The 12,155-nt window shown below is 64.5% G+C and carries 8 protein-coding genes and 1 pseudogene; 4 read left to right on the top strand and 5 right to left on the bottom strand.

The window, feature by feature from the left end; translation table 11 throughout:
• Positions 1-1,072: 1,072 nt before the first annotated feature.
• On the bottom strand, positions 1,073-1,528 hold the full coding sequence (locus tag ABIB26_RS23065) for an SRPBCC family protein (RefSeq protein ID WP_354248477.1): 456 nt from the start codon (positions 1,526-1,528) through the stop codon (positions 1,073-1,075).
• A gap of 262 nt (positions 1,529-1,790) precedes the next feature.
• The gene (locus tag ABIB26_RS23060; protein ID WP_354248475.1) at positions 1,791-2,834 is read right to left on the bottom strand and encodes an endonuclease/exonuclease/phosphatase family protein; all 1,044 of its coding nucleotides are present in this window, start codon (positions 2,832-2,834) and stop codon (positions 1,791-1,793) included.
• 51 nt (positions 2,835-2,885) lie between these two features.
• Here ABIB26_RS23060 and ABIB26_RS23055 point away from each other — a divergent pair, with 51 nt between their 5' ends.
• Both ABIB26_RS23055 and ABIB26_RS23050 read left to right on the top strand, forming a co-directional pair.
• Positions 2,886-3,569 carry a response regulator transcription factor gene (locus ABIB26_RS23055; RefSeq protein ID WP_354248473.1) on the top strand — a complete coding sequence of 228 codons (684 nt, stop codon included), beginning with the start codon at positions 2,886-2,888 and terminating at the stop codon, positions 3,567-3,569.
• The gene (locus tag ABIB26_RS23050) at positions 3,566-4,909 is read left to right on the top strand and encodes a HAMP domain-containing sensor histidine kinase (RefSeq protein ID WP_354248471.1); all 1,344 of its coding nucleotides are present in this window, start codon (positions 3,566-3,568) and stop codon (positions 4,907-4,909) included. Before ABIB26_RS23055 ends, ABIB26_RS23050 begins: the two co-directional genes overlap by 4 nt.
• 374 nt (positions 4,910-5,283) lie before the next feature.
• Here the strand turns inward: ABIB26_RS23050 and ABIB26_RS23045 are convergent, their stop codons facing one another.
• The 3 genes and pseudogenes from ABIB26_RS23045 to ABIB26_RS23035 all read right to left on the bottom strand — a co-directional run bounded on the left by ABIB26_RS23045 (position 5,284) and on the right by ABIB26_RS23035 (position 7,720).
• The gene (locus tag ABIB26_RS23045) at positions 5,284-6,201 is read right to left on the bottom strand and encodes a DMT family protein (RefSeq protein WP_354248469.1); all 918 of its coding nucleotides are present in this window, start codon (positions 6,199-6,201) and stop codon (positions 5,284-5,286) included.
• Between the two features lie 600 nt (positions 6,202-6,801).
• Positions 6,802-7,485 (bottom strand): annotated as a pseudogene (locus ABIB26_RS23040) (CocE/NonD family hydrolase C-terminal non-catalytic domain-containing protein); the annotation flags it as partial.
• 1 nt (position 7,486) lies between these two features.
• Positions 7,487-7,720 (bottom strand): twin-arginine translocase TatA/TatE family subunit, encoded by a 234-nt coding sequence (locus ABIB26_RS23035; protein ID WP_354248467.1) that lies wholly within the window; start codon positions 7,718-7,720, stop codon positions 7,487-7,489.
• A 208-nt stretch (positions 7,721-7,928) separates the two neighbouring features.
• Between ABIB26_RS23035 and ABIB26_RS23030 the strand changes: the two genes are divergently transcribed.
• Both ABIB26_RS23030 and ABIB26_RS23025 read left to right on the top strand, forming a co-directional pair.
• Positions 7,929-9,989, top strand: a complete 2,061-nt coding sequence (locus tag ABIB26_RS23030; protein ID WP_354248465.1) for a phosphocholine-specific phospholipase C — start codon at positions 7,929-7,931, stop codon at positions 9,987-9,989.
• 127 nt (positions 9,990-10,116) lie between these two features.
• A complete protein-coding gene (locus tag ABIB26_RS23025) occupies positions 10,117-11,316 on the top strand; it encodes an alkaline phosphatase family protein (protein ID WP_354248464.1) in 1,200 nt (399 codons plus the stop codon).
• The last annotated feature ends 839 nt before the right edge of the window (positions 11,317-12,155 follow it).

Below are 12,155 nucleotides of genomic sequence, written 5' to 3'. Positions count from 1 at the left end.
CTCGTTGGCGGCGCGCTGCCAAACTGCGTCGCCAACTCCGACGAGCGCCGTCACTTCTGATCGACGGTATTCGCGGTCGCTAGGAGGCCATTGGCCGAGACTCGGACTCGTCATGCGTCATCCCCCTTTTCACCCCGAGCGGACTCTCAGCCGGTAAGGGTGTAGCCAACGTAAGTACGTGCACATGCCAGATATCGTGAGCGGTGCGGACCTCAATCCTAGTGCGCTGCAAGCGGACGCATTCGACCTTCACCGCATGCCGGCAAGCAATTGAGATTGCCCGTTTCGGGAACCCGCTACGGGACACGTTCTCCCAAAACCCTCCAAACGGGGTCGCCGACGAATCACTAGCGAGGTTCCTCTTGTCCATGGTGTTCTGGATGCAGTTGAATAGCTCAACGGGGGGCCAGCTATGCGATCAAGTAAGAGCAAACCAATAGCGGCACTAGTCACCGCGTTGGCACTCACGAGCTGCACACCCGCCCAACCGGTCCAACCGGCCCCGAAGCCAAGCACGTCCAGTCCAGCGCCGCAGCTCTCGTCCAGCTTGAACTGCGAGGACGCATGGGAGGGTAGCGCGGTCCCGGTCCCTGAAGCTCCTGGAGCTGAGCCTGATGCTCCTACCGCTGAGGGCGTTTCATCACTTTCCTGGACCGGCAGTCCTTCGAGCTACTCCTGGCCCATCCGGGACGAGATGAACGGCTATCCCTACACAGGCAACGACGGGCGGGAATACGGCGGGTGGAAGTCGCCCATCTCCGTGGAAGCAGGATCTGGGGAACGACTCATCACTGTCGACTCCCCGTCTCACGCCGCCTTGATAATTGCCTCCGCAGCTGAATGGGAATCCGGCGAAGCCCTTCGCGAAGGTCAACAGGGCTTACCAACTTCCTACACCGTCACAGCCTGCGATGACCGCGTCGCCCAGTTTCCGGGTATGACCCTTGTCCAGGGGCCGGCCTGCGTAGTTATCCGAGTGACCGACCGAGCGACCGCAAAATCATCCACCGTTTCAGTGCCCATGTATGGAGGCAAGTGCCCAATTTTGCCAGCTCCCCGGCTCGGATCCCTGTTATCCCGGTTGCGAGTCCGCGGTGAGGTGCTGATTGCGCTTCTCGATAAGCTTCCGGAGGTAGCGGGTAAGGACCAATTTCTCCACCAGTTGCCCGACGGGTCCGAACGGCGCCGCGAACTCGATCCGGTCAACCATCAGGGTTCCCCCGGAGTCTTCGCTGAACTCATGGACGTGCCGGAAGCGCCGGAACGGCCCCTTGACTTGTTCATCGACGAAAAAGTCCGGCGCCTCCATCTGGGTGATCCGGCTCGTCATCCGAAGCGGGAACCCGAAGTGCCAAGCCCGCCAGGTCACTTCCTGACCCAGGGAGATGAGGCCAGTCGTGACGCCTGCCACGGCGTTTTCCCGCGACTGCGCCATCGAGTCTTTGTGGGCATCGATGCTGCGGGCGAGGTCAAAGAACTGGTCTATGCCCATGGTGGTCCGTGTTGTGCATTCGAAGGAGGCAGCCATCGTCAGAGTATGTCAGTCGCCGCGCCGGATGCCGGGAATGCGGCCACCGGTGCCGGGTCGGGGCTCACTCGTTGCCCGGAGTACCGCCTCATGTGCTGCGGTCCGATACCGGCCCCTTCCAGGGCAGGCGGCTGCCGGTCAGAATCCTGTTCGCTGTCGAGACCTGCGCGTATCCGATGTCCGTTTTCCGCACCGTACCGAAATTCAGTTCCGGACTTGGTTATAAGAAGGGGATTATGGAACAGCTTTTGGGAGGGTCAGGTTACGCGGGATTCCGCGGTTCAGCAGGTGGCGGAGTGGCGGGCGGGCGGACAGTCCCAGGCTGCAACCGTGCCAGCGCGGCGAGATGGTCCGTGCCCGGAGAGGCGATCACGGAGGCTCCGGTTATGGTGAAACCGCGGAACAGGATGTGATCTGGTCTGGTGGCGGGATAGCGTGCCGGCCATGTGAATCCGAAGCCAGCCCGGGCCTCGTCCAGTGTGGCCAGTAACGGGGCGAAGGCGCGGTCGGTGTTGGCCGTATTGAAATCGCCGACCACCAGGATTCTGGGTGAGGGATCCGCCTCTACAATTTCGGTGAGCTTCGCAAGCCCGCTGTTCCTGCTGCTCACTTCGCCGGGCCGGACAGAGGGCAGGTGCACGGCGTAGAGCTGCACGGGACCGGCGGGCGTTTCCAGCTGTACGCTGACTGCGCGCGACCAGCCGAGCCCCAAGGTGAGGGGCTCACCCCCGCCCAGCGGAAACCGGCTCCATACCCCAACGGTTCCTGCCAGCTGTCGGTGCCCGAACGTTCCGTCCATCAACGGAGTTATCCGGGCTAGCGCCGGCCCGGTCAGCTCCTGTAAGACCACAACGTCGGCATCTGATTCGATCAGCTTTTCCACGGCCGCTTCGGCGTCAGGATTTCCTGCGCGAAGGTTTTGAGTGACAACGGTCAGTCCCTCGGCCGCTCCGTCCGATGTGCCGGCCGCCGAGGCCGGGACGGCTCCCGTCATCAGGACTGGCAGAAATACCAGGGTCCAGGAAACTGCAGCGACCACCACCGGGATGGCGCCGAACCAAGCTTTCGAAAGCAACGCCGCCATGAGCAGCGCGGCGATGGCGGCCCCCAACCACGGCAGGAAGCTCTCGATTACGAGCGCAATCCCGTCAGCCTCCGGCGCCAGTCCGTGGCCGAAGAGCAGTGCCATGATTGCCCCCGCAAAGATGCCAATGATCCAGTCGCGCACTCGTGGACGGCGTCGCCGAGCCTCAAGTGGCCCGCGCTGCGCGGCGGTTGCGTAGGTAGTTCCGACGTCCATATCCATGGCCCCATCCTGCAGAAGGGATTCTGAAGGGATGCAACTATGCTGGTGGGCATGACGGAGCCGATATCAGTCCTGGTCGTCGACGACGATCCGGAAATCAGGAGCTCCCTGCAGTCATTGCTTGAAGCTGCCGGCTACCTGCTGGAAACCGCCGCTGACGGCCGGGAGGCGCTCGAAAGGGTCGCTGCGACGTCCCCGGATCTGCTGGTGGTGGACGTTTTGATGCCGATCATGGACGGACTCGCCCTGTGCCGCATGCTCCGGTCAGCTGGCAACACCGTCCCGGTCCTGCTGCTGACGGCCCGCAGCGATGTGGCTGACTGCGTAGCAGGTTTGGACGCAGGAGCGGATGACTACCTTTCCAAACCGTTTGAACCTGATGAACTGCTGGCCCGGTTGCGGGCCATGGCACGACGGACAGCCCGCCTTCCGCCTGGTCCCAGCGGATACCAGGATTTGGTACTGGTCCCCGACGCCCATGCCGTGAGGCAAAGGGGACGTTGGATTGACTTAAGCAGCACCGAATACGCCATCCTTTGCGTGCTCGCTGAAAACCCGGAGCAAGCACTCAGCCGAGGCCAGATCAGTGACGCGGTGTGGGGATATGCAATGGCTCCGGCCTCCAACGCACTGGAGGTCTACGTCAGTTACCTGCGCCGCAAACTCGAAGCTGACGGTGAACCCCGGCTCATCCAGACCGTGCGGGGGGTCGGATACCGGCTGGCCGCGTCGTGACGCTGCGGCTGCGGATGACGCTGGTGATCGCGGCGGCCATCACCCTCACCGTTTTGGTGTTCGCGGCACTGGTGTATGCCCTGGCGGGGCACGAACTGCGCAACAACGAGGATCTGTCATTGAGGCGTGAATCGGATCGCATCATTCAGCTGATCCGTACCGATCCGAACTGGCAGGGCTTTTCCCAGTGCACCTGGGTCAGTTCGCCGGCCTGCGCCCAGCTGGTGGCACCAACGCCCGATGGAGATCCGGCTACTGCCACCGGGCCGGCGTTGCCCATCACCGGGCAGATGCGCGAGGTGGCATCCGGGGAGAGGGCGGCGTTCTTCACGGAAGCGGCCATCGGCGACGATCCAGTCCGTGTTTATGTCAGGCCGCTGACAAACCAGAGGGCTCTGGTGGTGGGGGTCAGGGACGACAGGGTATTGGCGTCCTTTGAGCGTCTCGGCTGGCTCCTGGCAGCAACAGTGCTGGGCACCATGGCGGTGGCCGCAGGCACTGCCTACCTTGCCGCCCGCCGCGGACTCCGGCCGGTGGACCGGCTGACGGCTGTTGCCGAGAGTATCGCGCAGACCGGCAACACCGACATCAGGATCCCCGGCAGTACCACAAGTGAGATCAACAGACTCGGCATCGCCTTCAACACGATGCTGGGCGAACTGGAGCAATCCCGCCGCCAGCAGGAACAACTTATTGCCGACGCCTCCCATGAGCTGCGCACGCCCCTGACGTCGCTGCGGACCAACGCCGCCATGCTCAAGAGTCCCGGCCTTGAGCAAAGCAGCAAGGAACGCATAACCGGGGCTCTGGAGCGTGAGCTGGTAGGGATGCAGTCCCTCATTGAGGACCTGATCGACCTGGCCCGCCGCGAAGAGGTCCCGTCCTTCATCGAGGAACTGGACCTCAACGAACTTGTGCTCCATTGCATGGACAATGCCCAACGGCGTTACCCCGGAGTGGAATGGTCCCTGGAAGGAAGTGGGCGCCGGTTCCTAGTGACCGGAGAACGCGTCCGGCTGGCGCGGGCCATCGCGAATTTACTGGACAATGCCGGTAAATTCACGCCTGAACCGGGCCAGGTTCGGGTAACGCTTCGCGTGGCGCAGCGCAGCGTCACCCTTGACGTGCGGGACACAGGACCGGGAATCCCGTCGCAGGACCTGCCCCTTGTCTTTGACAGGTTCTACCGTTCGACCTCCGCGCGAAGCGTGGCCGGATCCGGGCTGGGACTCGCCGTGGTGCACAACGTAGCCATCGCACACAACGGCACGGCGACGGCGCATCCCTGCCCGAGCGGCGCGCACCTCAGCCTCACCCTCCCGCTGGCCGAAGACAGCTAGTACCACAGTCGCGTTTGCAGGGCGCTGACCCAGGACCGGTGCTGGTATTGCCAGCCCTGGTCCGAATGCAGGACCGGAAACTACATTGCAACCCTGCCGATGGCTGTCGGGCCCGTGGCACATCAACGGATCGCCGAGGCGGAGGGCAGCCTCAGGTCCGCGACGTCCCTGCGTTGCCCGACTCTAAATCCCGGAAGATTTCGACAACGGAGGCGTCGATATTCGGGTGCGGGCCGGGATGGCGGCTGTGGTTTCTGGGTGTGGTGATTTGAGCGGTGGTGCTGCCAAGTCAGACAGCGTGGCTCTGTAGGCGTCATAGGGGAAACGTCAGGGGTGCCGGGAGGGCGGCTGGGCGGAGTCATGTTGCGCGGCATTCACGGGGATGGGGGCGTGGTGTCCGGTGACGTTTTCACTGTGGCGAGGAGGATGACTCCGGCAATGGCTGTTGCGCCGGCGAGGAGGAAAGCGACGAATGCCAGTGGCGGGGCGGTGTCGGCTTCTCCGAGGATGGTGATGCCGATGGTGACAGCAACGAGGGGATCGATGACTGTCAGCCCGGCGACGACGAGTTCGGGTGTGCCCCGGGTGTGCGCGTTCTGGACCAGGAACGTTCCGGACAGGGCGGCAATGACCAGCCCCGCCAGGCAGGTCAGGGACAGCCATTCGAAGTCGCCCTGGAACAGCCGGGCGATGACGGTCTTGGCCAGGGCCGCGACGAACCCGAACAGGATCCCGGCGCCGCTGGTAAAGACGACGGCGCCCCATCGGTGCCGCCAGAGACCGAAACCCGTGCCGAGTGCGGCGAGAACGATGCCGAGCAGGGCCAGGATCGTGATGAGGTGCCGGTCGCTGATCTCAACGTCCTGCGCGGACACGGCCGCGACAGCGACGAACGCACCCACTCCGCCGACACACAAAGCCACGGCTGTGAGGGCCCGGCGACCCGCGGACCTGCGGGTCATCCGGGCGGTGGCCAAAGTGGTCACGACCAGGGCGACCGCGCCAATGGGCTGCACGACGATCAGGGGCGAGAACCTCAGGCTTGTCAGCTGCAGGAGTATTGCCGCTCCAAGCATGGCTGTCCCGCCCAGCCATACCGGTTTCCGCAGGAGGGCCTGCAGGCGCCCTCCTCCCATGCTTCCCGCAGCCCGCCCTGGCGCCGGACCCTGGTCTTCGATGCTTTTGTGCTGGAACAGTGTTCCGAGCGCGAGCAGGACCGCCCCGGCTGCGGCGATCGGGATGCCGAGCCAGTGATAGGACGTCAGCGCCGGCACGGCGGCAGTTTCGATCATGACCTGACCCTACCGAACCCGGCCGGGAGAACCGGACCGCACGCCGGCACACGCGGGCAGAAGGCTCTGCCCCTCGAATCCATGCGTCATCCCCGGCCGATTTCGTCCCCAATCTACCGTCGCAACGAGCCCCGCCGCCTGCCGGCCGCGCAGTGACGCCGCAGCTGACCCGGTACCCCGGGGCCAGCCGTTTGCGGGCTGCGCCCCCGCGCCCTCCAGCGGGGCCGGCGACGACGAGCCCCTGATAACCGCCTCCCCCAACCACCGTCACACCCCCGGCCGGGGACCACAGCCCCGGGAGTCCGCGCGTCGTGCTGTGCCGGCTTTTCTTCCGATTCCGCGCGCCGCTCCCCGACGGTGCGGCTCCGGCCCCTACAAAGACCTCGTCCAAGACCACCTGATCGGGCCAACGCAGGAAAAGGGAGACGGGATCTTCCACGCCCTCTCCACGGGCCCCTTGGACCGCGATGCGCTCTTCGCCATGAAGCCGGTGCCAGGCACCACCTGGATACCCTAAGACTTGACCTTCAGCAGCGACCTCACCGCCCTGCCGAATGCCAGATCATCCGCGAACGCCTCCTTCACTCCCTGTGAGACCTGCTACCGCGCCTGGATGGGCAGTTGCAGGAAGGAGGCGTGTTCGCCGCCGGTGTGAATGATGTGCTGTCCACTGTTGACGGGGGTGTACTCGCGGATTGCGGGCATCATCGTTCCTAGGATGTTTCGGGCGCTGATGACGAGGCGGAGCTGTTCGCCGGGGTGGAATGCGAGGCCGATCGGGAGCAGGTCGATTTCGATGTCGACAATCTCGCCGGGTGAGAGCTTCTCGATTCGGTCGAAGCTGTGGGCGGGCACGGCATCGGTCGACAACGTCCCGTCCAGGTGGCGAGCGGAGACGCGCAGGCGCCCGTCGGATCCCTTGTACCGCAGGATGGAGGCGCCGTGTTCGGTGATGTCTTGCGCCAGCGCGCCCTGGTTGGGCACGGTGAACTGCTGCAGTGGCGTGCCGTACGCGTCGAGCTTCTGGACGAGGACGAACAGGTCCATGTCGTCCGCGCCTCGTGCTTCGACCCAGAGACGTGCCTTCGGGTAGCCGACCATCACTGTCTCCTGGTCGAATCGCGCGACGAACGACACCGCAGCCGGGTTTGATCCGACGTCGTATGCCGCCTCCACCTCGTCCGTCGGTGCTGCAGTGTTCAAGACTCGCGAGCGGCCGTCGAGGTAGTACTTCGTCGAGGTGACGTCCGTGGGAGGGAACTGGTCTGCAGCGATGCCGACCCGGTCACCGCCTTGGAGGTCGAGGACGGAGTAGCGGACGCGAGGCGTCTGCTCCCACCCGTTGTCTTCGCCCTTGAGGTAGCGGTCGGGTGCCGTCCTTCTTCATTTCGCGGACCTCGGATTTGAAAATACGCTTCGACTGGCCCAGACTGCGGGCCATTCCGGGGAGCTTCGGTGCGGCAAACAGCACCAGGGCCAGAACGATGATGATGATGAGATGCCAGCCTTCAAGCCTCATGCTGATGGTCCGTTCGTCGAAGGACAGTCTACGGCTGCGCCCTGACGGACTCCCTCGTTGCACCGCGGCGGGGTGCCCGGCGCAGCACCAAGTCCGTTTTTAGGTAAGTATGCTGCGCGTTGTTCACCCGGCGTACACCGGGCTTTTACCTGACACTGGGAGACTCCGTCGGGGGCCACTAGTAAGACAATGCATTAGGAGCAGCTTCATGGCAGGTTTTGACCGCCGTCGTTTTCTTCAGCTTTCGGCCGCTGGCGCTGCCAGCACCGCGATCTCGCAGATGCTTGGGCAGAGCATCGCCCGGGCCGCGGAGATCCCCGCCAATCGGGCCACACGCTCGATCAAGGACGTTGAGCATGTCGTGATCTTCATGCAGGAGAACCGAGCGTTCGACCATTACTTCGGCACACTCAAGGGCGTGCGCGGGTTCTCGGACCCGCACCCCGCAATTTTGCCGTCCGGCAAGGACTCGTTCCACCAAGCCAACGCCACCCGCGAGGTTACTCCGTTCCACCCGACGGCGCCGGATCTGGGAATGCAGTTTATGGAGGACCTTGACCACTCGTGGGAGCTCACCCATAAAGCCTTTAACAAAGGCAAATACGATCAGTGGCTGCCGGAGAAGACCGACGCGACGATGGCGTTTTACGGGCGCCCGGACATCCCGTTCCACTTCGCCCTTGCCGACGCGTTCACGGTCTGCGACCAGTACCACTGCTCGGTCCTTGGCCCGACAGACCCGAACCGCTACTTCATGTTCGCCGGCGGGGACGACCCTGACCGAAAGGGCGGCGGCCCTGACCTGTGGAACGGTGAAAAAGGGTACTGGTGGAGCACCTACCCCGAGGAGCTTGAGAAGGCCGGAGTCTCGTGGAAGGTCTACCAGGACATCGGCGAGGGACTCGACCCTGCGCACTATGAAGGCTGGACTGACGACCCGTACATCGGCAACTACGGGGACAACTCGCTCCTGTACTTCAAGCAGTACCAGGACGCCAAGCCCGGAAGCCCGCTGTACGAAAAAGCCCGCACCGGCACGAGCGCCAAGGCCGGCGATGACCTCTTCCGGGTCCTCCGGGAGGATGTGAAGTCGGGCAAGCTTCCGCAGGTGTCCTACGTCGTGGCGCCTGAGGCCTACTCGGAGCACTCGAACTGGCCGCCCAACTTCGGCGCCTGGTACGCCGCGAACGTTTTGGACATTCTCACCTCCAGCCCGGAGGTGTGGAGCAAAACGGCAGTGTTGTTCATGTATGACGAGAACGACGGTTTCTTCGACCACATCGTCCCGCCGCACCCGAACACCCCGCAGATCCCCGGCGCCTCCACGGTCTCAACTGCCGGCGAGTGGTACGACGGTACCCCGACGTTCTACGGCAGCAAGGACGTCCCGGGGCACTTCGGGCTCGGCGTGCGCGTGCCGATGATCGTCGCCTCGCCGTGGAGCATGGGCGGCTTCGTCTGCTCCGAGACCTTCGACCATACCTCGATCATCCGCTTCCTCGAGGCCCGCTTCGGCGTCGCCTCACCGAACATCACGCCGTGGCGCCGTGCAGTCAGCGGCGACCTCACCAGCGCGTTCGACTTCGCCGCGGCCGGCGGTGCCGCGCCGGCCCTGCCGGACACCTCGGCCTACAAGCCGGCTGACCATAACCGCCACCCGAGCTACATTCCGACGCCACCGGCGACGAACACCATGCCCGCCCAGGAGAAGGGCACGCGTCCGTCCCGCCCGCTCGGCTACGCCCTCGACGTCGAGACAAAGATCGAGGCAGGGAAGCTCACCGCCCGTTGGGCGAACCGGGGCACGCTCGGCGCGCACGTGCAGGTCCGCTCCAACATGCTGGCGCAGGCCCCGTACTCATACACCATCGGGGCAGCGGCCTCACTCGACGCGTCCTGGGCGCTCGGCGCCGAGTACGACGTGCACATGCACGGCCCGGCCGGGTGGTACCGGCGCCTCGCCGGCACGACGGCCGCCGCGGACCTCCGCGTCACCGTTGCCGCCGACGGCAAATCCCCGCACGCGCAGTTCCGGATCGAGAACACCGGCTCCGCGGGCGAGACCCTCACGCTCAAGGACGCCTACGGCGCCGGCTCCCAGGCGCTCTCACTCAACCCGGGCCAGGGCAAGACCGTCGTCATCCCAACCCAGGGCGGCTGGTACGACCTGACCATCACCTCCGCCACGGACCCGAAACTCGTCCGAGTCCTCGCCGGCCGGCTCGAAAACGGACGCGCGCTCACTAGCGATCCCCAGCTGAGCCGATAACCGCACCGGCATCGGCGCGAAGGCTGATAGCGCTGCCGTCGACTCTGACACCAACTCAGCTCTACTTTGCTGCTTTTCCCGAGAACCAGGCGTCCCGTCCCGGGGCGCAACACGAAAGGATTATCCAATGCTCAGCATGCTGAAGAGCCGGAGGGCAGGCGCAACAGCGCTTGCTGCCACCGTCGCGTTCACCGGATTCGCCGCCGTCAGTGCGGCTGCACCCGCGGACGCGAAGACACCCGCGGGCGCTGTCGCCCAGGCCAACGGGCAGGGGGCTAACGGTCCTGACCACGTGTTCGTGATCATGATGGAGAACCACGGCTATGACCAGGTCATCGGCAACACCGCCGACGCGCCCTACATCAATTCACTCTCCCAGCGCTACAACACCGCGACGAACTACCACGGTGTGACCCACCCGAGCCTGCCCAACTACCTTGCCACCATTTCGGGGAGCACCCAGGGCATCTGGGATGACTGCAAAGCCGGCGCCAATGTCACGTGCGCCCCTGAAGAATTTGTCCCCGGTTCCAGCGACGCGGGGGTCACCGGGAGCCTCACCCCGGCCCAGGTCGCCAGCGCCTCTTCCACTGCGCACATGTTCTCGGGCAAGAACATTGTTGATCAGCTTGAAAACAAGGGCCTGAGCTGGAAGGCGTACATGGAGAGCCTTCCCAGCGCCGGCTCCCAGGTCGAGTACGCGCCCACGACCGGCTCGACCACGGTCAAGCTGTATGCGCAGAAGCACAACCCATTCATGTACTTCTCGGACATCAACTACCCGGGGAGCCCGCGCCTGCAGAACATCGTGCCCCAGGAGAACAACCTCAAGACCGACCTGGCCAGTGGCAACGTGCCGAACTTCGTCTGGGTCAGCCCGAACCAGTGCCACGACATGCACGGGGTCTCCCCGTCGGGGGCGGCCAGCGTCGGGACGCCGCAGTGCGGATACCCGGACTCCGGTCTGGACCACGGCGCGATCCAGCTCGGCGACAACTATGTCAAGCAAACGGTCCAGCAGATCATGGATTCCCCGACGTGGAAGACGACCAAGTCCAGCATTGTCCTGGCCTGGGATGAGAACGACTACTCAGGATCCACCGGCGGCCCGGGCAGCCCGGTCGGGCAGAACGGCGCCGTCCTCGGCGGCGGCCACGCACCCACGATCGTGATCAACTCAGCTGAAGGCCCCCACAAAACAACCAACCAGCTCTCCGACCACTACACCCTGCTCTCCACCATCGAGCACATGTGGCACCTGGGCTGCCTGGCCAACACCTGCTCACCCACAACATCAGGCACCTTTGAGGAACTCTTCCACCCCTGACCCCGGGACGACCTCGGCGACGCCAGCGCCCACACAAAGGGGCCTGACGAAGTTCAAAAGCTTTCCCATATCGACGGCCTGCCTGCACACCCCGTGCAGGCAGGCCGTCCCGCTATCCGGCCAGACCGCTATACCGCGCTGTTAGCTTCGCGCCGGGCGCCGGCTACACTTCCCCAGCCAGCCAGCCAGTTAGGGGAAGGCGGAGAGGAGGCGCCGGCGCCCGGGGTGCCTGGCCGAGCTCGTGAAGTTCCGGGAGGAAGGCCACGACTGGCCCGGCTACCACGACTATGACTCGGAGCGTGAACACACCCTCGCGGTGTGGTTCCACACGCAGCCTGCGGTGCACACACCGCCGCGGCGGGCTCGACCCTTTGCGCGGCGGGCTCGACCCTGTGAAGGTCAAGCTCCCGGACGCTGCCGTTCCCGTGTGGCGGATGGGGAGAGCCCGGGGCCGCCCTCCCCGGCGGTGACCGGAAAGTACCGGGATCCGACGCGAAACTTTGTCAGACCAAATGCGTGGTTCGCTGTTGTCCTGGATAAGGCCAGGCAAGACCCATCGTCAAGGCTGCGGACTCGGTCGGACATGTGGTGGGGCGGCACTCGATTGCGGTTACCTCCCTTCTGTCTCAAATACGATCCATTACTGAGACGGTCGGGCCGCTTTGCAGGTGGCACCAGGAGTGCCGAGGATCTCGCGGTTCGACACGGAGCTTCGCTGTCTCAAAAGCCGTCCAACAACAGATTGAGGTGTACTACTGATGTGAGACACAGTTTGAAAGGATTGTGCCCATGTCTTCCCGTCCTAGTTATTCCGATGAGTTCAAGTCCGATGCCGTGAA

This window comes from Arthrobacter sp. UYEF20 (genome assembly GCF_040546335.1).
Taxonomy (GTDB): domain Bacteria; phylum Actinomycetota; class Actinomycetes; order Actinomycetales; family Micrococcaceae; genus Arthrobacter.
This window is presented reverse-complemented; position numbering and strand designations above follow the sequence as displayed.

Coding starts and splice junctions, on each gene's coding strand:
- ABIB26_RS23065 (WP_354248477.1), bottom strand. CDS start 1,528: ATGGCTGCCTCCTTCGAATGCACAACACGGACCACCATGGGCATAGAC.
- ABIB26_RS23060 (WP_354248475.1), bottom strand. CDS start 2,834: ATGGATATGGACGTCGGAACTACCTACGCAACCGCCGCGCAGCGCGGG.
- ABIB26_RS23055 (WP_354248473.1), top strand. CDS start 2,886: ATGACGGAGCCGATATCAGTCCTGGTCGTCGACGACGATCCGGAAATC.
- ABIB26_RS23045 (WP_354248469.1), bottom strand. CDS start 6,201: ATGATCGAAACTGCCGCCGTGCCGGCGCTGACGTCCTATCACTGGCTC.
- ABIB26_RS23035 (WP_354248467.1), bottom strand. CDS start 7,720: ATGAGGCTTGAAGGCTGGCATCTCATCATCATCATCGTTCTGGCCCTG.
- ABIB26_RS23030 (WP_354248465.1), top strand. CDS start 7,929: ATGGCAGGTTTTGACCGCCGTCGTTTTCTTCAGCTTTCGGCCGCTGGC.
- ABIB26_RS23025 (WP_354248464.1), top strand. CDS start 10,117: ATGCTCAGCATGCTGAAGAGCCGGAGGGCAGGCGCAACAGCGCTTGCT.